Raw genomic sequence first — 18479 nt, 5'->3', positions numbered from 1 at the left:
CAAATCAATTCTGCAAAGGTCTCTTTAATGACCTCACCTTGACTTTTTTTCTTTCCTAGGTTATTATATATTCATTTCAGGGATATGATCTCCAACCACCAATGTTCCTTCCGTAGCATTTTGAATATCTTCTATACGAGCTCCCGGAGCTCTTTCAAGTAAATGAAATTGATTGTTTTTAATTTCCATTACTGCCAGATTAGTAACTACCTTTGTAACACATCCTACACCTGTTAAAGGTAACGAACAGCGTTTTAGCAATTTTGATGCTCCTTTTTTATTGGTATGCATCATGGCAACAATAATACTATCTGCAGAGGCTACTAAATCCATTGCACCTCCCATTCCTTTTACCATTTCCCCCGGAATTTTCCAGTTGGCAATATCTCCGTTTTCTGCAACCTCCATTGCTCCCAGGATGGTCAGGTGTACATGTTTTCCGCGTATCATGGAAAAACTGGTAGCAGAATCAAAAAAACTGGCACCCGGCATTGTCGTGACGGTTTGTTTTCCCGCATTGATAATATCTGCATCTTCTTCACCTTCAAAAGGAAAAGGCCCCATGCCTAAAACACCGTTTTCGCTCTGAAATTCAACTTCCAAATCTTCTTGTACAAAATTGGCAACCAGTGTAGGAATTCCTATCCCTAAGTTTACATAGTAACCGTTTTTTACTTCTTTTGCTATTCTTTTAGCGATTCCGTTTTTGTCTAACATTATAATTCTCGTTTGCGGATTGTTCGTTGTTCAATTCTTTTTTCATATTTCTCGCCTTGAAAAATTCGCTGTACAAAAATTCCGGGGATGTGAATATGATTTGGGTCCAATGTTCCAACGGGAACTAACTCTTCTACTTCTGCCACAGTTATATGAGCAGAGCCACACATACACGGATTAAAATTACGTGCTGTCCCTTTAAAAATTAAATTGCCTGTGCTATCTCCTTTCCACGCTTTTACAAAAGAGAAGTCTGCTGTATAAGCAAGTTCTAATACGTACATTTTACCGTTGAACTCTCTGGTTTCTTTTCCTTCGGCTACTTCGGTTCCGTAACCTGCCGGAGTATAAAATGCAGGAAATCCTGCTTGGGCAGCTCTGCATTTTTCCGCTAATGTACCTTGTGGTGTTAATTCTACTTCAAGTTCACCTGAAAGCATCTGCCTCTCAAATTCATCATTTTCGCCTACATAAGATGAAATCATTTTTCGTATTTGCTTATGCTGTAGTAAAAGGCCTAATCCAAAATCGTCTACTCCGGCATTGTTAGAGATGCAGGTAAGGCCTTTTACACCCAACCTGACCAGCTCTCCTATGGCATTTTCAGGAATTCCACATAGCCCAAAACCTCCTAACATTAAAGTCATTCCACTGGTAACTCCTTCAAGGGCTTCCTGAACATTTTTTACTTCTTTATGTATCATTTTGTTTGTGTTGAAACGCTGAAATCATTTTTATAAAGATATCACAAATCCAAATTACTTTATTATGCTCAAAACGGATCATTTTCTAATTTCATTTTTACATGCTCGAAAGTAATATAGTATTAAAAATCCGTATCATCATCTTTTACAGGATGTATTTCTTCATCTTTTTTTCCTGAACCGCAGTTTAAATTGATTCCTACATATTCCGGTTTTTCAAAATCTTCCTTACTTATATTTAACGTTTCGTTGGCATATACCTTCTGCATAAATATTGCCCAAGAAGGCAGCGACATTGTTGCGCCCTGTCCTTCTGCTAAATTTTCGAAGTGAATGGCATTATCTTCTCCTCCTGTCCAGACTCCCGTAGCAAGGTTAGGTACTACTCCCATAAACCACCCGTCCGTATGATTTTGGCTGGTCCCGGTTTTTCCGGCAATCGGATTTGTAAATTCATACGGAAACCCTGTGATAACCTCTTTCAGGTAGTGTTCTTTTGTCCTCAATCGAACACCTGAACCATACATGGTTACACCTTTTAATAAGTCTAAAATCACATAGGCAGATTCCTCGCTCATTACTTCTTTTGTTTTAGGTGTAAATTGAGCTAATATCGTTCCGTTTTTATCTTCAATTCGGGTAATCATACCGGGTTCTACCCGAAGGCCTTTGTTTGCAAACGTAGCATAAGCACTTGTCATTTCCATCAGGGTAAGTTCTACGGCCCCTAAGGCAATCGCCGGTACTTCCGGAACTCTGTTTTCTATTCCTGCGGATTTCGCCAAACGCACTACATTTTTGGGGTTTACCATATCTATAAGGCGAGCTGACATCGTATTGATAGATTTGGCCAAAGCTTCTTTTAATGTTAGTTCTCCTCCAAATATTTTTCCGGAATCGTCCGGTGTCCAGGCTTCAGCAAGTCCATGCCTCCCTTTTGGAATCGTATAGGGTGATATCGGATAGGTTTCACATGGAGATAAACGCAGCTGGTTTATGGCCGTTGCATATACAAAGGGTTTAAATGTAGATCCTACCTGTCTTTTCCCGTGTTTTACATGGTCGTATTTGAAGTGCTTATGATTGATCCCACCAACCCATGCTTTGATGTGTCCGGTTTGCGGTTCTATGGAAAGGAGTGCCGAATGCAAAAAATACTTGTAATATTTTATAGAATCATTGGGTGTCATAATGGTGTCTATATCTCCTTTCCAAGAGAATACTTTCATTTGGGTTTTTGCATTAAAAGCAGAGTCGATTTGCACTTGAGAATATTTTTGTGACCGTCTCATTTTCCGATAACGCTCCGAATTCTTTTTTGCTCTTAACAAAATCAATTCAATTTGTTCTTCTTCCAGGTCATAGAAAGGAGCTGTTTTATTTTTCTTTTGATCTTTGTAAAAATATTTTTGCAGATTTACCATGTGTTCTTTCACAGCTTCTTCTGCATATTGTTGCATCCTGGAATCTAACGTTATGTAAATTTTTAACCCGTCTCTATTTATATTATATCTCTCTCCGTTAGGTTTAGGGTTTTCTTTTGCCCATTTTTTTAAAAAATCTCTTAAGTATTCTCTAAAATAAGTTGCCAAACCATCATTATGGCTTTCAGGTTTATAGTTTAATTGGAGAGGGATTTTTTGAATGGAATCTTTTTCCGGTAAGTCCAAAAACGCATTACGGTACATCTGCTTTAAAACCACATTTCTTCTTTTTTCAACCAGTGCTTTTCTTCTTCTGGGATTATAAAGAGAGGAGTTTTTAAGCATCCCTACCAATACCGCTGATTCTTCTATCGTTAATGCCTTGGGTTCTTTACCAAAATAAATTCTTGACGCCGACCGTATTCCTACAGCTTGGTTTAGGAAATCATATTTGTTTAAATACATGGTAATGATTTCCTCTTTTGTGTATTGACGTTCCAATTTAACTGCAACTGCCCATTCTTTCATTTTCTGAATGACTCTCAGGAAAATATTTTTAGACGCTCTTCCTGTAAAAAGCATCTTTGCTAATTGCTGTGTAATGGTGCTTGACCCCCCTTTTCTTCCCATATATAAAATAGCTCTGGCGGTACTTCTAAAATCAACCCCGGAATGACTATAAAACCGTTTGTCTTCTGTGGCAACTAATGCATTTACAAGGTTTTTTGGCAGGTTTTTGTATCTTACAGGAGTCCTGTTCTCGTATGCATATTTTCCAATTGTTTTTCCGTCTGCGGAAATAATTTCCGTCGCTAAATTTTTCTCGGGATTTTCTAACTCTTCAAAAGTCGGAAGTACTCCAAAAGCTCCCCAGGAAGCCAGTAAAAATAGCAGTAAGATGGTTCCAAAGCCGCTAAGTACCAATATCCAAAAACGCTTGATATATTTTTTGTAAGAATGTCTGTTTTTCTTCTTCATTTTATTTTGTTTTTTCAATTCTAAAACCGATATCGGAAACTCCTTCTAATTTTTTAATCTGAGTTATTTCTCCATTTTTTCTCATTGCCTGACGTATTGAAATATGGTATTCTCCGGGAACGGGAAACACTTTTTGCTCTTTATAAAACAATTTATTTTCTTTAATTTCGGTAAATCCGGCTCCCAAAAAGTTCCCTTTAGTATCTGTCATGGCATATTGTAGTGTGTCTACAATGCGATTTCCATCGGGGAAATCCAATTGTGTTATGATGTATAAGTTACTGTAAGGATATTTATTGTTATTCCTCAAATTTATAAACAGGTTATTTTTTGAAATCGTATCTGTTATGGAAAAATAAAACTCGACAGGTTTATCTGCTTCCCAAATAGCATTTTCCAATGTCTGGTATTCATCAAAAATCTGATTATCAGAAACACAAGAAATACATCCGATAAAAACCAGTATCAAAAGTTTTTTATTTTTTTTGATTATTGTTTCCATTAGAACCTTTACCTCTTTTTCTGTTTTTGGTGTACCGGTTTTTATTTTCCGGTTTCCGGTTGGGTTTTCCGGCAGTTGCTTCAGTTGTCGCAGCTGCATTCTTTCTGTGTCTGTTTCTGTTTCTTCTTCGTTTTTTCTTTGGTATATCAAAGCGAGTCAAACTATCTTGCCCCACTACATTTCCGAAATCTACTTTTGGCAGCTCTTCCGTTTCGGATTCATATTCATCCAATGCTAAGCCCGGTTCATCGTTTTCGTTAAGAGCGATGATCTCTTTTACCTGGTACAGAGTTAATTTAAACCATTTTGTTCCTTCTTCTTTATAGGTATACCAAAGCTGTTTTTTAAAGATATCCATTTTAATAAAAACAGCGTCTCCTTTTTCTGTTTTTAATATGGTTTCTTGCTCGGGAAAATCTTCCAAAGCATCTAAATATGTGTCCAGTTCATAGTTTAAGCAACATTTGAGCTTTCCGCATTGCCCGGCTAATTTTAAAGGATTTAAAGATAACTGCTGATATCTTGCAGCAGTTGTAGTAACCTTTCTAAAATCAGTCAACCAAGTAGAGCAGCAAAGTTCTCTGCCGCAAGATCCTATTCCTCCCAATCTGGAAGCTTCCTGTCTGGCTCCGACTTGTTTCATTTCTATTCGAATAGAAAATACTACAGCCATATCTTTAATGAGTTGTCTGAAATCTACTCTGGAATCTGCCGTATAATAAAAAGTAGCTTTGTTTCCGTCTCCCTGATACTCCACATCGGAAAGCTTCATTTTTAAGCCTAAACGACTAATAATTTCCCTTCCTCTCGTTTGTGTTTCAAGTTCCTTATCTCTCGCTTTTTGCCAAACATCTATATCTCTTTGGGAAGCTTTTCTATATATTTTTTTGATTTCCTTGCTATCAAAAGCTATCTTTCTTTTTTTCATTTGAACTTTTACCAGCTCTCCTGCCAAAGAAATAACACCTATGTCATGTCCCGAATTTACTTCTACAGCAACCACATCTCCAATAATCAACGGTATGTTTTTCGGATTGCGATAAAAGTGTTTGCGTCCGTTTTTAAAACGTACTTCAAAAATATGAAATCGCTGTTCATTGTCCGGAAGTGTCATATTAGCTAACCAATCAAACACTGATAGCTTTTCACAACTTCCCGTAGCACAATTTCCATTACTTTTACAACCTTTTGGAACTCCGTTTTTTGACGTTCCACAACTTCCACACCCCATATTTTATCCATTCTTCGTTTTTAGTTGTTGCATGATCAAAGAATATGCTTACACACTAAAAACGTTACGATTCTTATTAATTGATTTTCAGATTAATATACTCATATTAACCTATCTTATTTTGATTGACTTGTAAATATAAGGATTCTAAGAGTAAAAGGGAATGAAAAATTTTACTAAAATTTGTTTTCATTTCTTAAATTTCAATACTTCAGAACGTCCTTTTTTGAAAATCTTATTGCTGTTGTGTGTTCCTTTTCTGCGTTTTTTCTGTTCTTCATATGACAGATGAATGATTTCCTGACAATCTGCAGAACAAGTATTCTCGGTTCTTTCGGAACATGCATCGCATTGAATAAACAATAAATGACACGCTTCATTCGCACAATTTACATGTGTGTCGCAGGGTTTGCCGCACTGATGGCAATGGGCAATGACATCATCGGAAATTTTTTCAGCTCTCCGGTGATCGAATACAAAATTTTTACCGATAAACTTATTTTCGATTCCTTTGGCTTTTATCTGTCGGGTATATTCTATGATGCCTCCTTCCAGCTGGAATACGTTTTTAAATCCTTTATGTTTATAATAAGCCGATGCTTTTTCACATCGAATCCCTCCGGTACAGTACATCAACAGGTTTTTATCTTCTTTATGATTTTTCAAATCTTCTTCAATGATATCTAACGAATCTCTAAAGGTATCTACATCCGGTATTATTGCCCCTTTAAAATGGCCTATTTCACTTTCGTAATGATTCCGCATATCCATACAAACGGTTTTCGGATCTTCCAGCATTCTATTAAATTCTTTGGCATTCAGGTGAATCCCTATGTCTGTTACATCAAATGTATTGTCATTTAACCCGTCGGCAACAATCTTATCCCGAACTTTTATCTTTAGTTTTAAAAAAGATTTGTTGCCTTGTTCCACAGCAATGTTTAAACGTACTCCATTTAAAAAAGAGATGTTGTCCAGGTGCTCTTTGAATAACCGGAAATTTTCCGCAGAAACAGAAAGTTGTGCATTGATACCCTCATAAGAAACATAAATCCTTCCTAAGACCTCAAAGCAATCCCATGCTATAAAAAGATGATTTCTAAAAAGCTGCGGGTTTTCTATTTTGTGATATCGATAAAAAGATATCGTCAGACGATCTTTTTCCGCCTTATCAATTAAAACCGCGCGTTCTTTAGCACTTAACTTATTGTACAGTTGCATGCTATACTAATTTAGTTAAACATATTACTTGATGTTCGAATGTAATCTTTGGCTAAAGTACTATTATTTTCGATTGGAATTGCATTTCAAATTCTAATACCAAAAAGAATCATAGATGTTCAACTGCATTATTTGGGTCAAATGATTTCCTTTCATCAATTAATAAAAAACATGGAAGTTTTGCTACATTTTTTAGCATCTTTGCATTTTGTAAATGAGGTTAGCATATCTAAGTTCTTAAGTTAAATGAAAGTTTTAAAACCGGAAAAATGAAAATTGCAGTTGTTGGCGCTACCGGAATGGTAGGAAATGTAATGCTACAGGTTCTGGCAGAGCGTAATTTTAAAATCACTGAATTGATTCCTGTTGCATCGAAGAAATCAGTTGGAAAACAAATGGTTTACAATGGTAAAAACTATTCGGTTGTAAGCATGGACGATGCCATAGCTGCAAAACCGGATATCGCATTATTCTCCGCTGGAAGGAGTACTTCATTAAAATGGGCTCCGAAATTTGCAGCAGTAGGGACTACCGTTATTGATAATTCTTCTGCTTGGAGAATGAATCCCGAAAACCGATTGATTGTTCCAGAAATCAATGCCGAAATTTTAACTGCAGGAGATACCATTATTGCAAACCCTAATTGTTCTACCATACAGATGGTTGTGGCTTTGGCTCCTTTACACAGGAAATATAAAATCAAACGGTTAGTTATTTCTACTTACCAATCGGTTACGGGCACCGGTGTAAAAGCGGTTCGCCAGTTGGCTTCCGAATTTGCAGGAGCAACAGCCGAAAAAGTGTATCACTACCAAATTCATAAAAACGCCATTCCGCATTGCGATGTTTTTGAAGCTGACGGATATACGAAAGAAGAGTTGAAATTGGTTAATGAAACACGTAAAATTTTAGGAGATGATACTATTGCCATTACTGCAACTGCTGTCCGGATTCCGGTAGTAGGAGGCCATTCCGAGAGTGTGAATATTGAATTTGAGAATGATTTTGACCTTGTAGAATTAAAGGAGTTATTGGCTGCGTCCGAAGGAGTTACCGTACAAGACAATATTGAAAACAACAGCTATCCAATGCCTTTCTATGCCGAAGGAAAAGACGATGTATTTGTAGGGAGAATCAGAAGAGATTTGTCTCAAAAAAATGCTCTGAATTTATGGATTGTTTCTGATAATTTGAGAAAAGGAGCTGCCACAAATGCAATACAAATTGCAGAATATCTGGTTAAAAATCATCTAATATCGAATGCTTAATGAGTCCCTTTTACTCCATACCTATACAAAAGATTGTTAAAGAAACATCGAATGCTGTTTCCATTACTTTTGAAGTTCCTGAAGATTTAAAAGCTACTTTTTCTTTTGAAGCTGGGCAGTATGTAACGATTAAAAGTACCGTTGACGGTAAAGAATTAAGAAGGGCATATTCTATTTGTTCGTCTCCTAAAAGCGGTGTGTTAAAAATTGCCGTTAAAGCTATAGAAAATGGTACTTTTTCTGTTTATGCCAACACTCGGTTAAAAGCTGGAGATATGGTGGAGGTTACCTGGCCCGAAGGCAGGTTTATTTTAAATTCCGAAGCAAATTCAGATTATATCGCCTTTGCAGCGGGAAGTGGAATCACTCCGATTATGTCTATGATTAAAGAGGTTTTAGAGAACGATAACGGAGCAACATTTACCTTGGTTTATGGGAATAAAACCGCCGCGGATACTATTTTTAAAGGCTCCTTGGATCATTTGCACGGTGAATTTTCGAATCGTTTCAATTTACATTACGTCTACAGCAGAGAACACATCGCTAATTCAAAACACGGAAGAATAGACGATCGTATTGTTATGTATTATATAAAAAATATCTACAAAGAAACTTCTTTTAAAAGAGCTTTTTTATGTGGCCCGGGAGAGATGATTCATACGGTTTCCGAGGCTCTGAAAACATGTGGTTTTGATGAACATATGATTTTATCCGAATGGTTTTCTGCCTCGTTGGAAAAAGAAAACAACGATCAAATAAAAGAAGGGTTAACCGAAATCACCGTCTTATTAGACGATGATGAAACTTCTTTTACGATGAATCAAGCGGATACGATATTGGCAGCTTCGCTTCGCAAAGGGATAGATCCTCCTTATTCGTGTGAGGGAGGTATTTGTAGTAGCTGTATAGCGAAAGTAACAGAAGGTAAAGCGATTATGGATAAAAATACGGTGTTAACAGACAGAGAAGTAAAGGAAGGTTTTATTTTAACTTGCCAGGCACATCCGACGACTTCAAAAATCAAGGTTGATTTTGATGATATATAACCATTACCGATCCTGATATATGGATTTTTACAATATTAAAAATGCGGTGCTTTTAGGCTTCTTTTTATCTTTTATGATAGGGCCTGTTTTTTTTATGCTTATACAAACAAGCATATTAAGAGGGGTCAGAGCTGCAATTGCCTTCAATATGGGAGTTATTCTGGGCGATGTATCGTTTATTCTTATTGCCTATTATGGCAGCAGGCATTTGCTTGAAAAAATTAAAGACTACCCCAGGTTATTTTTTATCGGAGGGCTTATTTTAATTATATACGGTGTCATTACATATCTTGACAGATCAGGAAAAAAAGAGGTGAAGGCTTCCAAAGTACTATCGGGAAATACGAATTACCTTGAACTTATATGTAAAGGATTTTTTCTAAATTTTATAAATATTGGCGTACTGACGTTCTGGCTTGGTTTAATTGTTGTTATTGGCCCTACGTTGGATATGAACCCCACCCGGATACTCTACTATTTTACGATCATTATTATGAGTTATTTTGTTACTGATCTTGGAAAAATTGTTCTGGCAAAGCAACTCAAAAGTAAAATGACACCGTTGGTTATTTATAGAATAAAAAGAATTATGGGCATCATACTCGTTGTTTTTGGAATCGGGTTGATGCTTAAAGGGTTTATTCCCAAAGAAAAAATAGATAATTTTATGGAGCAGGTTGAGCATGTATAGCCTCATGTATAAAATAATAATATTTGCCTAAACCCTACCTTATTTCCAAAAACGGAATGATTTATGTAGTGAACTTACTACATTAGCCTGGACATAAAGGAGCGAGATTTAGAGTTAACGTAATTAACTTTGAATTATGAAAAAACAAAAACGTAATTACAGTCCCACATTTAAACAAAAAGCTGTAGAATTAAGTTATGCCCGCGGCAATGTAAAACAGGTTTGCCAGGAATTAGATATTCCTTATTCGGTTCTATTTCGTTGGCGTAGAGAAGAAAAAAAGTATGGCAAAAATAGTTTTCCGGGAAAGGGTAATCCCAAGCAAACAGACGAGGAAAAAGAAATAGCTCGTTTAAAGAAACAATTACCAGATATGGAATTAGAGTGTGATATTCTAAAAAAGGCGATCAGCATCTTTTCAACGAGCGACAGGAAAAATTTAGATTTATAAAAAAGCATAAAATGAAATTTCCTGTTGAAAAGATGTGTCAAATCTTAGGTGTAAGTAAAAGCGGTTATTATAATTGGTTAAGCTCAGGTACTAGTAAATTATGGTTAGAGAACCAAAAGCTGTCCATCGAAATACATGCTATATTTGAAATGAGTCATCACAGTTATCGGTCTCTAAGAATAAAAACAGAATTAGAAGCTTAGGCTATAACGAGAAGCTGTTAAAGAGCATAGACGAGTGGTATAGAAGACGGCTTAGAATGGTTATTTGGAAACAATGGAAACAGATAAAGACCAAACTAAGGCATCTCACCAAATTGGGATTAAACAAATCTAAAGCTTGGCAATGGGCAAACATAAGGAAGAGTTATTGGCATACAGCTAACAGCTTTATACTTGCCACTACCATTACCACAGATCGACTTAGACAAGCAGGCTACATATTTATGCTGGATTATTACCAAAAGGTCAGAGTTAAAACTTAAGGAATCGCCCAATACGGAATCGTATGCTAGGTGGTGTGAGAGGACAGATAGGGAAATAATCCCTATCTTCCTACTCGATTATGTGAACGAGACCTTTGCAAAATTGATTTGGCAAAAAAGTTCGACTCCCGAAGAACATTTTCAACCGGAATAACCTGTTGATTTTGAGGATTTAAAATTTTCGAGAAAGAAGAAATTTGAAGTCAAATCAATTCAAATACGGAATATATCACTATTTTGACAAAGGTCTCAAAGCATGAGTTTATCCTGTTTATACGATTAATTCACTTTTTTTAATACCGTTGGTAGAGTATATTTGTATTACCAAAAAGTATCCATGAAATCTAAAGTAAGAGTTCGTTTTGCTCCCAGTCCTACAGGACCTTTGCATATTGGTGGCGTAAGAACGGCATTGTATAATTATCTGTTTGCCAGGAAACACCGGGGGGTTTTTATCGTCAGAATAGAAGATACCGATCAGTCCAGATATGTTGCAAATGCCGAAAAATATATCATGGATACTTTAGACTGGTGTTCCATTCCTTTTGATGAAGGCCCTGTTTTAACTACGTCTGGTATAGGTACTAAGAATGATCCTTATGGTCCTTACCGCCAATCGGAAAGAAAACATTTGTATAAACCGTATGCAGATCGTTTGATTGCCGAAGGAAAAGCATATTATGCTTTTGATACTGCAGAGGAACTGAATACACATAGAAAACAACACGAAGAAAAGGGAAAAACATTTATCTACAATTGGCATAACAGGGAAAAAGGTCGTTTAATTAATTCTTTAGTGCTTTCCAAGGAAGAGGTAAAGAAACGAATTGATTCGGGAGAAAACTATGTGATTCGATTTAAATCTCCTCAAGATGAAGCATTGACTATCAAAGATGAAATTCGCGGAACCATACGGGTTGACACAAATATACTGGATGATAAAGTACTGTTTAAAAGCGATGGGATGCCTACCTATCACCTGGCAAATGTTGTAGACGATCATCTGATGGAGATTAGTCATGTTATACGAGGAGAGGAGTGGTTGCCTTCTTTGGCTTTGCACGTGCTTCTGTATACTTCTTTTCGTTGGGAGCCTCCCAAATTTGCACACCTCCCTTTAATTTTAAAACCTGTTGGTAAAGGAAAATTAAGTAAAAGAGACGGAGATAAGTTAGGTTTCTCTGTGTTTCCCCTGGCATATACTAATGAACAAACAGGGGCTGTTTCAAGAGGATATAGAGAGGGCGGGTATTTTCATGACGCTTTTATAAACATGCTGTCTTTACTCGGGTGGAATCCCGGTACCGAGCAGGAAATTTTTTCTTTGGAAGAATTAGCAGAAGCTTTTGATCTGAAAAAAGTAAACAAATCCGGAGCCAAATTTAACCCTGACAAACCCAAATGGTTCAACCGGCAATATCTACAAAAAAAAGAAAACGGGTATCTCACTGATCTATACAAACCTTATCTTGAAGAAAGAGGTATTATTTTTAACAGAGAATATACGTTAAAAGTGGTTTCACTAATCAAAGAACGTGCTGCTTTTGTCAGTGATTTTTGGGAATTAAGTTCGTTTTTTTTCGAAAGCCCTGCCACATATAATGAAAAAGCTGTCAGGAAAAGCTGGAAAACAGGAACTGCAAAAATTATGAATGGTGTTTCGGAAACAATCGCATCTGTTCATCATTTTAGTTCTGAAAATATTGAAAGTCAGGTTAAAACGTGGATTACTGATAATGAAGTTCGTTTCGGTGAAGTGATGCAACCTTTGCGGTTGAGTTTAGCCGGAGATTTGAAAGGCCCTGATTTATTTAATATTATGACATTAATTGGCAAAAAAGAAACTATCAAAAGAATACATAATATCGTTTCCAAACTAAAAGAAGAGTCAATTTAAAACATTTGTAAAAAACACTATTTTTTAGTCTGATAAAAAATCAAAGTATAAATTATGAAAATACTCATTTTTTTAATTACCTTTCTATGTACTGTGTCTGTTACAGCACAATTCGGTCGCCAAAATAGAAACAATGCATACCCAAATACAAACACCGGAGGTATAAAAAGGCCTAAATTTGAGCCTGAAAAATTAGCTGGTTTGCTCTCTTATGACATCAAAAAAGCATGTAAAAAAATAGGAGTAAAAGAAAAAAGCGATTTAGGTAAAAAAGTAGTAACCGTACTAAAAAACTATAATACATCTATTAAAGATATTACTCGTATTAACCAATATGCTTTGGATGATTTAAAAACAACTTATGATGCTTCCATAAAGATTGTTGAGGAGACAAGAGATATTTCTGTTATGAAAAATTTCAGAGATAAAATAAAGGTTGTGATGGGTCCGATACGCAAAGAAGCATTAAAAAAGGATAGTATTTTGCATGTGGATTTAAAAGCTTTATTAGACAAAAAGCAATTTAAGAAGTGGATTAAATATACTGAAAAAATAAAAAAGAAAGCAAAACCAAGGTCTGTCAGGCAGCCTGTAAGGACAACAGGCCCGGACAGAAGAAGGCGTTATTGATCTTTTTTTGTAACAAATTCTTTTTTTTGCGTCTTGTTAGGTATAAGATTTTGTATTTTTAATGAATAGTAACTTTTAAAAAATTATTATGATCGTATTTATAAGTATTGGAGTTTTTTTAGTCGTGTTGTTGATCTTTTCCACTTTTTTTATGGTAAAACAGCAAACAGCAGCTGTCGTTGAACGTTTTGGCAGGTTTGTAGCCATCAGGCATTCCGGCCTCAGACTCAAAATTCCTTTAATAGACAGGATTTCAGGTCGATTAAGCCTGAAAATTCAACAATTGGATGTCATTGTTGAAACCAAAACATTAGATGATGTATTTGTAAAACTTAAAGTGTCCGTACAGTTTAAAGTAATTAAAAACAAGGTTTACGACGCGTTTTATAAATTAGATTATCCTCACGATCAAATCACTTCTTATGTATTTGATGTGGTCCGTGCCGAGGTTCCAAAGATGAAACTGGATGATGTATTTGTAAAAAAGGATGATATTGCCATTGCTGTAAAATCCGAGTTAAACGACGCAATGATGGAATACGGGTACGATATTATTAAGACGCTGGTTACAGACATTGACCCTGATGCACAGGTAAAAGAAGCTATGAACAGGATCAATGCTTCGGAGCGTGAAAAAATTGCCGCTCAATTTGAAGGAGATGCTGCCCGGATCCTAATCGTAGAAAAAGCAAAAGCGGAAGCTGAAAGCAAACGCTTACAAGGCCAGGGAATTGCCGATCAGAGAAGAGAAATAGCTCGTGGTTTGGAAGAATCCGTAGAGGTATTAAACAAAGTAGGGATCAATTCACAGGAAGCTTCTGCTTTGATAGTAGTTACGCAACATTACGATACCCTACAATCTATTGGGCAAGAAACAAACAGTAATCTGATTTTATTACCAAACTCTCCGCAGGCAGGAAGCAATATGTTAAACGATATGGTAGCCAGTTTTACGGCAAGTAATCAAATTGGTGAAGCAATAAAAAATACTAAAAAGAAATCAGGTAAATAAAATGATAGTATCAACCACAAATACATTAGATGGAAAGCCTATTAAAGAATATCTGGGTTTGGTATCGGGTGAAACGATTATCGGAGCCAATTTTTTCAAAGATATATTTGCCGGAATCAGGGATTTTGTAGGCGGTAGATCGGGTTCTTATGAAAAGGTGTTAAAAGAAGCCAAAGAAACTGCTCTGCGCGAAATGGAAGATCAGGCATACAGATTAGGGGCAGATGCCATTGTTGGTATTGATTTGGATTATGAAACAGTAGGGGCTAACGGAAGTATGTTAATGGTAACTGCTTCCGGAACAGCAGTTAAATTTTAAGAGATTTAGGCAGTTTTTTACATTCTGAGACCTTTGCAAAATGGTGATATATTCCGTATCGAAATTGATTTGGCAAAAAAGTTCGGCAGGCTTTTTCTTTTATCTAATACCAAAAAGAATATTAAAGTGGTCTAAAGATTGTGTGAGGAAAATTTCAAAGTTCGAGTTAAAAAACGCAGGCTTAGTTACGCCGAGTATTTTTAGCGATGGAATTTGGAATTTTCATAGCAAGATTGGACTATTTTAGTATTCATTTTGGTATAAAGCAAAATAATGAATACTCCTGATCCGGATTGTACAGATGTTAAATTTCAACTACATTAGTTATTATAACAGGTAATCAAAAAAATGTTTTATAAATTAGCTGTTAACTAAAAAATCAATGATCATGAATTTTCGGATTTTACTGGTGGGTTTTTTTCTTATCACAGGATACACTACAAAAGCAACAGAAATTGTTTGGGGTAAAACAGGGCATAGAACCGTTGGAGTCATAGCAAGTAAGCACCTAACCCATAAGGCCAAACGTAAGATTCGAAAACTGTTAAAAGGTCAGAGTCTCGCCTTTGTCTCTACATTTGCAGATGAGATTAAGTCTGATAAAAAATACAACCGATTTTATACCTGGCATTTTATCAATATGCCATTGGATTCAAATTACAAAGAATCCGATAAAAACCCTGCGGGAGATTTGGTAACCGGAATTGATACATGTATCAATATTATTAAAAACAATTCGGAAGAAGACAGAGCTTTTTACCTGAAAATGCTGATCCATCTGATTGGCGATTTACATCAACCGCTACATATTGGACGTAAAGAAGACCGGGGAGGAAATAGAGTACAGGTAAAATGGTTTGGTAGAAAAACAAATTTACACAGTGTTTGGGATACTAAAATGATAGAAGGTTTTAAAATGAGTTACAAGGAACTGGCAGATAATGCAGACCTGTTGTCCAAAGCACAAATAAAAGCAATTCAACAGGGCTCCATTATTGATTGGGTAGGTGAAACACATATACTTACAAAAAAAATATATGCTTCTGTTGAAGAAGATGAAGATTTGCGATACCGGTACTCGTATGATTATTTAACCACAGCCAGAACACAAATACAAAAAGCAGGTATCCGCCTGGCAAAAGTATTAAATGATATTTTTAAATAAGTCCGGCTGTTAAGTTGGGGTGTACGACAAATTTCCGTTTTTGTTAATAACTCTGATTTTTTGAAAACCAAAAACTCAACAAAATTAGGTGTTTGATGAAATTGAAAAATCATAAAAACTTCTATTTACGGAAATTTGTCGTGCACCCGTTAAGTTTTAGTTAATAGTTTTTCAGAACACTATCTAATTTGTAATTTTACCATATGAGAAAAATACTGGCATTATTTATTATTTCCATATACCTTATTTCCTGTAAAAAGAAAGTTTCGGAAATACCTATGCTCAGTTATGAAGAACTAAAACCCATCTTGCACGTACAAGATGATAAAATCTATGTGATTAATTTCTGGGCAACTTGGTGTGCCCCCTGTGTAAAAGAACTACCTTATTTTGAAAAATTAAATGAAACCTATAAAAATGTTGAGGTTGTTTTGGTAAGCCTGGATTTTCCTGACAAAATAACCACAAAATTAATTCCTTTTGTTAAAAAACACGAGTTAAAGTCCAGAGTTGTGGTACTAAACGATACAAATGAGCAATTTTGGATTCATAACATTGATGAAAAGTGGTCCGGGGCTATCCCGGCCACACTTATTTACAATAAAGATAACAGCACATTTTACGAACAATCATTTACGTATGAAACGTTAGAAAACAAAATTCAACCATTTATAAAATAATCAATTATGAAAACAATTAAAAGAATATCGCTTGTAGTAGTATTGGTAATTTCAGCAGCGTTTACCATAAAACCCGCAGGAGGGTATAAAGTAGGTGATGTAGCCTCCGATTTCTCATTAAAAAATGTAGACGGGAAAACGGTTTCGATGGCAGATTTTAAAGAAGCAAAAGGGTTTATCATCATTTTTACGTGTAACTCATGCCCTTACTCTGTTGCAAATGAAGATAGAATTATAGCTCTGGATAAAAAATATAAATCCAAAGGATACCCTGTCATTGCCATAAACCCGAACGACCCGGAAGCAGTACCCGAAGACAGCTATGACAGAATGAAGATCAGAGCTAAAAATAAAGGATTTACATTTCCCTATTTATTTGATGAGAGGCAGGAAATATACCCGAAATACGGTGCGACTAAAACTCCTCATGTATATATTTTAAATAACGAGGATGGTAAGCTGATTGTTGAATACATTGGTGCCATCGATGATAGTTCCCGAAGCCCTTCAAATGTAAAAGAGAAATACGTAGAAAATGCTGTAGATGCCCTGTTGAAAGGAGAAAAACCTGTAAAAACCTATACCAGAGCTATAGGGTGTAGTATAAAAACCAAAAGATAAAATTCTTTTTTAGGCATATTTATTGCTTTTGCAGAAATTGCAAGCTTTTTTTTTTATTCGGTAACTTTTAATCGTGCTGTTGCTGCTACGGAAACATTGGCATACTCGTTATTTAAATATTTTAAGTAGCCCGTAATTGCTATCATGGCAGCATTGTCTGTAGTGTATTCAAATTTAGGAATATACGTATGCCACCCTGCATTCTTTTCTGCTTGTACAAGCCGTTTTCTGATTTCAGAGTTTGCAGAAACGCCACCTGCAATCGCAATGTGCTTTATTCCTGTTTCTTTTACTGCCGCCTTTAACTTATCCATTAAAATTTCTACAATCGTATGCTGAACAGATGCACAAATGTCATATAAATTCTCTTGGATAAAATTTGGTGATTCTTTGACCTTCTTTTGTAAAAAATATAAAATAGCAGTTTTTAGTCCACTAAAACTAAAGGCTAATGGACTTACTTTAGGTTTGTTAAATGCGAAAGCTTTCGGGTTTCCCTGCTTTCCATATTTATCTATCAAAGGACCTCCGGGATATGGCAATCCAAGGAGTTTGGCAGATTTGTCAAAAGCTTCTCCAACAGCATCATCTATTGTTTCTCCCAATACTTCCATGTCAAAATAATCATTCACTTTTACAATTTGCGTATGTCCGCCGCTTATCGTCAGACAAATAAAAGGAAACGGAGGTATTTTGGTATCATTGCTTTTAATAAAATGTGCCAAAATATGAGCTTGCATATGATTTACATCAATTAAAGGGATGTCTAATCCCATTGCCAGTGACTTGGCAAAAGAGGTTCCAACCAATAAAGAGCCCATTAATCCCGGCCCTTTTGTAAAAGCAATGGCATTTAATTGAGTCATATTAATACTTGCCCTCTTAATCGCCTGCTGTACAACAGGAACTATATTTTGTTGATGCGCCCTTGAAGCCAGTTCGGGAACCACCCCACCATACGCAGCATGTACATTCTGGTTTGCAATAACATTACTCAAAACAGTATCATTTCGGATGACTGATGCACTGGTATCATCACAAGAAGATTCTATCCCTAAAATATATACGGTGTCTTTTTTCAAAGAAATGTAAATTTGAAGCAAAATTAGTTATATTTTCAAGTGAATACCAGTTTTTTAAGTCAGAAATTTAATAGTTTGTTAATTTTGACGTTCTTTGTGTAAGATGGCAAAATATTTGTAACAAATACATCGTTTTGCCGTACATTACAAATGAACTCATTTAAACTTTTTAGATTTAAGCGAAAATTAGAAGTTTTTAGCTCTGTTGAAGGCTTTTTTGAGTTGCATAGCAGCGCTACGGAAGGAAAAAAAGACAAAAACAGAGCTAAAAACAGCAATTTTTTAGCAAATTGAAAAAGTTTAAATGAGTTCAATACATTCAGCCATTAAGAAGTTTTCTAAAATATTGATTAAAT

Annotated in this window: 20 protein-coding genes; 13 read left to right on the top strand and 7 right to left on the bottom strand. The window is 35.8% G+C overall.

The window, feature by feature from the left end:
• Positions 1–63 precede the first annotated feature (63 nt).
• The 6 genes from GKR88_02690 to GKR88_02665 all read right to left on the bottom strand — a co-directional run bounded on the left by GKR88_02690 (position 64) and on the right by GKR88_02665 (position 6777).
• Positions 64–717 carry a 3-oxoacid CoA-transferase subunit B gene (locus GKR88_02690; GenBank protein QMU63291.1) on the bottom strand — a complete coding sequence of 218 codons (654 nt, stop codon included), beginning with the start codon at positions 715–717 and terminating at the stop codon, positions 64–66.
• Complete coding sequence (locus GKR88_02685; GenBank protein QMU63290.1) at positions 717–1421, bottom strand: 3-oxoacid CoA-transferase subunit A; 705 nt, start codon at positions 1419–1421, stop codon at positions 717–719. The genes GKR88_02690 and GKR88_02685 overlap by 1 nt, the downstream gene beginning before the upstream one ends.
• 122 nt (positions 1422–1543) lie before the next feature.
• A complete protein-coding gene (locus GKR88_02680) occupies positions 1544–3823 on the bottom strand; it encodes a penicillin-binding protein (protein ID QMU63289.1) in 2280 nt (759 codons plus the stop codon).
• A gap of 1 nt (position 3824) precedes the next feature.
• Complete coding sequence (gldH, locus tag GKR88_02675) at positions 3825–4325, bottom strand: gliding motility lipoprotein GldH (GenBank protein ID QMU63288.1); 501 nt, start codon at positions 4323–4325, stop codon at positions 3825–3827.
• Entirely contained in the window at positions 4300–5556 is a 1257-nt protein-coding gene (locus GKR88_02670) for a hypothetical protein (protein QMU63287.1), read from the bottom strand. Before GKR88_02670 ends, gldH begins: the two co-directional genes overlap by 26 nt.
• A 189-nt stretch (positions 5557–5745) precedes the next feature.
• A complete protein-coding gene (locus GKR88_02665; protein ID QMU63286.1) occupies positions 5746–6777 on the bottom strand; it encodes a rhodanese-related sulfurtransferase in 1032 nt (343 codons plus the stop codon).
• Positions 6778–7046: 269 nt separating this feature from the next.
• Here GKR88_02665 and GKR88_02660 point away from each other — a divergent pair, with 269 nt between their 5' ends.
• The 12 genes from GKR88_02660 (at position 7047) to GKR88_02605 (ending at position 17041) form a co-directional block, all read left to right on the top strand.
• Positions 7047–8045, top strand: coding sequence for an aspartate-semialdehyde dehydrogenase (locus GKR88_02660; GenBank protein ID QMU63285.1), 999 nt, complete (start codon positions 7047–7049; stop codon positions 8043–8045).
• The gene (locus tag GKR88_02655) at positions 8045–9091 is read left to right on the top strand and encodes a 2Fe-2S iron-sulfur cluster binding domain-containing protein (GenBank protein QMU63284.1); all 1047 of its coding nucleotides are present in this window, start codon (positions 8045–8047) and stop codon (positions 9089–9091) included. The genes GKR88_02660 and GKR88_02655 overlap by 1 nt, the downstream gene beginning before the upstream one ends.
• A gap of 19 nt (positions 9092–9110) precedes the next feature.
• A complete protein-coding gene (locus GKR88_02650) occupies positions 9111–9782 on the top strand; it encodes a LysE family translocator (protein ID QMU63283.1) in 672 nt (223 codons plus the stop codon).
• 136 nt (positions 9783–9918) lie between these two features.
• Positions 9919–10233 (top strand): transposase, encoded by a 315-nt coding sequence (locus tag GKR88_02645; GenBank protein ID QMU63282.1) that lies wholly within the window; start codon positions 9919–9921, stop codon positions 10231–10233.
• An 11-nt stretch (positions 10234–10244) separates the two neighbouring features.
• Complete coding sequence (locus tag GKR88_02640; protein QMU63281.1) at positions 10245–10436, top strand: hypothetical protein; 192 nt, start codon at positions 10245–10247, stop codon at positions 10434–10436.
• A gap of 618 nt (positions 10437–11054) precedes the next feature.
• Positions 11055–12614: a glutamate--tRNA ligase gene (locus GKR88_02635; GenBank protein QMU63280.1), complete on the top strand. Its 1560-nt coding sequence runs from the start codon at positions 11055–11057 to the stop codon at positions 12612–12614.
• Between the two features lie 54 nt (positions 12615–12668).
• Entirely contained in the window at positions 12669–13244 is a 576-nt protein-coding gene (locus GKR88_02630) for a hypothetical protein (GenBank protein QMU63279.1), read from the top strand.
• 88 nt (positions 13245–13332) lie between these two features.
• Positions 13333–14256, top strand: a complete 924-nt coding sequence (locus GKR88_02625) for an SPFH domain-containing protein (protein ID QMU63278.1) — start codon at positions 13333–13335, stop codon at positions 14254–14256.
• A gap of 1 nt (position 14257) precedes the next feature.
• A complete protein-coding gene (locus GKR88_02620; protein QMU63277.1) occupies positions 14258–14575 on the top strand; it encodes a heavy metal-binding domain-containing protein in 318 nt (105 codons plus the stop codon).
• A gap of 388 nt (positions 14576–14963) precedes the next feature.
• Positions 14964–15740, top strand: coding sequence for a S1/P1 Nuclease (locus GKR88_02615; GenBank protein ID QMU63276.1), 777 nt, complete (start codon positions 14964–14966; stop codon positions 15738–15740).
• A 203-nt stretch (positions 15741–15943) separates the two neighbouring features.
• Positions 15944–16420: a redoxin domain-containing protein gene (locus tag GKR88_02610; GenBank protein ID QMU63275.1), complete on the top strand. Its 477-nt coding sequence runs from the start codon at positions 15944–15946 to the stop codon at positions 16418–16420.
• Positions 16421–16426: 6 nt separating this feature from the next.
• A complete protein-coding gene (locus tag GKR88_02605) occupies positions 16427–17041 on the top strand; it encodes a redoxin domain-containing protein (GenBank protein QMU63274.1) in 615 nt (204 codons plus the stop codon).
• A gap of 53 nt (positions 17042–17094) precedes the next feature.
• On the opposite strand, the gene tsaD is transcribed toward GKR88_02605, so the two are convergent.
• Positions 17095–18123 (bottom strand): tRNA (adenosine(37)-N6)-threonylcarbamoyltransferase complex transferase subunit TsaD, encoded by a 1029-nt coding sequence (gene tsaD, locus GKR88_02600; GenBank protein ID QMU63273.1) that lies wholly within the window; start codon positions 18121–18123, stop codon positions 17095–17097.
• 150 nt (positions 18124–18273) lie between these two features.
• Here tsaD and GKR88_02595 point away from each other — a divergent pair, with 150 nt between their 5' ends.
• On the top strand, positions 18274–18417 hold the full coding sequence (locus tag GKR88_02595) for a hypothetical protein (GenBank protein ID QMU63272.1): 144 nt from the start codon (positions 18274–18276) through the stop codon (positions 18415–18417).
• Positions 18418–18479: the final 62 nt, after the last annotated feature.

It is taken from the genome of Flavobacteriaceae bacterium (assembly GCA_014075215.1).
GTDB lineage: Bacteria > Bacteroidota > Bacteroidia > Flavobacteriales > Flavobacteriaceae > Polaribacter.
The sequence above is the reverse complement of the archived record's forward strand: the minus strand, read 5'-3'. Positions and strand labels throughout refer to the sequence as shown.